At 65.0% G+C, this 978-nt stretch carries 2 protein-coding genes; both read left to right on the top strand.

The genetic code is table 11. The features are described 5' to 3' along the window. Window positions 1–732: electron transfer flavoprotein subunit beta/FixA family protein (locus AC3A6B_RS29815; RefSeq protein ID WP_487840238.1), on the top strand; the 732-nt coding region annotated here is incomplete at its 5' end. A gap of 2 nt (window positions 733–734) precedes the next feature. Continuing rightward, on the top strand, window positions 735–978 hold a 244-nt coding region (locus tag AC3A6B_RS29810; RefSeq protein WP_487840237.1), incomplete at its 3' end, for an adenine nucleotide alpha hydrolase family protein.

The following is a 978-nucleotide window of genomic DNA, read 5'->3' as shown; positions in this document are numbered from 1 at the left end:
GTCAAGCGGGTCGTCGATTTCAACGTGAAGGTGCGCGTCAAGTCCGACGGCACCGGTGTCGACATCGCCAACGTCAAGATGAGCATGAACCCTTTCGACGAGATCGCCGTCGAAGAGGCGGTCCGCCTGAAGGAAAAGGGCGTGGTCACCGAAGTCATCGCCGTCTCCTGCGGCGATGCCAAGTGCCAGGAAACCCTGCGCACCGCCATGGCCATCGGCGCCGACCGCGGCATCCTGGTCGAAACCACCGAAGAGCTGCAGCCGCTGGCCGTGGCCAAGCTCCTGAAGGCCCTGGTCGACAAGGAACAACCGCAACTCGTCATCCTCGGCAAGCAGGCCATCGACGACGACGCCAACCAGACCGGCCAGATGCTGGCGGCGCTGGCCGACCTGCCGCAAGCCACCTTCGCCAGCAAGGTCGAAGTCGAAGGCGACAAGGTCAAGGTCACGCGCGAAGTCGACGGCGGCCTGGAAACCATCCAGCTCACGCTGCCCGCGGTCATCACCACCGACCTGCGCCTGAACGAGCCGCGCTACGTCACCCTGCCCAACATCATGAAGGCCAAGAAGAAGCAGCTCGACACCTTCAAGCCCGAGGACCTGGGCGTGGACGTCAAGCCGCGCCTGAAGACCCTGAAGGTCAGCGAGCCGCCCAAGCGCGGCGCCGGCATCAAGGTGCCCGACGTCGCCACCCTGGTGGACAAGCTTAAGAACGAAGCGAAGGTGATCTGAACATGACCGTACTTGTTATTGCCGAACACGACCACGCCACCGTTAAGCCGGCGACCCTCAACACCGTGACCGCGGGCATCGCCTGCCAGAGCGGCGACGTGCACGTGCTGGTGGCCGGCGCCAATGCCGCCGAAGCCGCGGCCGCTGCCGCCAAGATCGCAGGTGTCGCCAAGGTGATCGCCGCCGACAGCCCCTCGCTGGCCGAGAACTTGGCCGAGAACGTCGCTGCGCAAGTTCTCGCCATCG

The sequence above is a fragment of the Variovorax sp. Soil_C_33 genome (genome assembly GCF_057656935.1).
Note: the sequence above shows the minus strand (reverse complement) of the source record. Positions and strands in the feature narration are given on the sequence as shown.